General features: G+C 72.1%; 1 protein-coding gene. It reads right to left on the reverse strand.

Going from position 1 to position 1496, the window contains the following annotated elements; genetic code table 11:
• Positions 1-54 precede the first annotated feature (54 nt).
• Positions 55-1496 (reverse strand): condensation domain-containing protein (locus QH283_RS07910; protein WP_280502364.1); only part of this gene is annotated, 1442 nt, incomplete at its 5' end.

The following is a 1496-nucleotide window of genomic DNA, read 5'->3' on the forward strand; positions in this document are numbered from 1 at the left end:
ACCAACATCCCGCAAAACCATCTCTCTTTACGTGTCGCGTGGGCCGGGAGATTTTTATAATACACAGGAGGTCAACTCCACGTTGGGTTTGTCTTGGCGGGTGGCCGCGCGCGGCCGCTCGACCGGGGTGATCGGGCCGTCGGGCACGCCGTCCAGGTCGAGGGCGTCGACGGCGATGCGCGGCGCGGTGGAGCCGGTGGGGCCGGTCATCAGCGCGGCGTCGGCGCGGGTGGTCAGCACCAGCGCGGGCGCGGCGGTCTCCAGCACCGCCTCCCTGCGATGTTCGGGCTGCTCCGGGTCGAGCGGAACGAATCCGGCGCCGGATTCGAGCACCGCGTACATGGCGACGACCAGATCGACCGAGCGCCGCATCGCCAGCGCCACCAGCTTGCCCGGCCCGACGCCGGACAGCAGCAGCGCGCGGGTGAGCCGGTGCACACGGGTGCCGAACTCGGCGTAGGTGAGCCGCTCGTGCTCGCCCACCACGGCGATCAGGTGCGGGTTCGCCGCCAGCTGCGCCTCGAACAGCTCGATGGAGGTGGTGCGCGGCACCGGATGCGCGGTGGCGTTCCACTCGGTGAGCACCGTCCGCCGCTCGGCGTCGCTCAGCAGGTCGAGATCGCCCGCCACGGTGCGCATGTCGGCGACCATGCCGGCGAGCACGCGACGGTAGCGCTCGGCGAAGCCGCGGATGGTGGCGGGATCGAACAGATCGGCGGCGTAGGCGATCTCGGCGGCGATGCCCGCCGGAGTGCCGTGCTCGTCGGTGGACTCGGCCAGCGTCAGCTGCAGGTCGAACTCGGCCAGCGGGCGCGCCGAGGTGAGACCCTCCACCGCGAGCCCGGGTAACTCCAGCGCGCCGAGGCGCAGGTTCTGGAAGGTCAGCATGACCTGGAACAGCGGGTGGTGCGCGGTCGAGCGCGGCGGGTCGATGAGCCCGACCAGGCGCTCGAAGGGCAGGTCGGCGTGCTCGAAGGCGCCGGCGTCGGCGGCGCGCACCTGGGCGAGCAACTCCTCGAAGGTCTGGTCGGGACGCACCGAGGTGCGCAGCACCAGGGTGTTGACGAACATGCCGACCAGGTCGTCGAGGGCGGCGTCGCCGCGGCCGGCCACGGGGGTGCCGACGGTGATGTCGTCGTTGCCCGACATCCTGGCCATCAGCACGGCCAGCGCCACGTGCGCCACCATGAACAGGGTGACGTTGTGGCGGCGCGCGAGTTCGGCCAGCGTGGCGTGGAAGTCGGCGTCGAGGGCGAAGGTCGTCGTGCCCGCGCGGTAGCTGGCCTCCCGCGGCCGCGGCCGGTCGGTGGGCAGCGTGGACAGCTCGGGCAGGTCGGCCAGCGTGGCGCGCCAGTAGTCGCACTGCTCGCGCAGCAGCGAGTCGGGATCGTCGGCGGTGCCGAGCAGTTCGCGCTGCCACAGCGTGTAGTCGGCGTACTGCACCACCCGCGGGGCGAACTCGGGCGCGCGCCCCGCCACCCTGGCCTGGTAGGCCT

It is taken from the genome of Nocardia farcinica (assembly GCF_029867845.1).
In the GTDB taxonomy this organism is placed as follows: domain Bacteria; phylum Actinomycetota; class Actinomycetes; order Mycobacteriales; family Mycobacteriaceae; genus Nocardia; species Nocardia farcinica_A.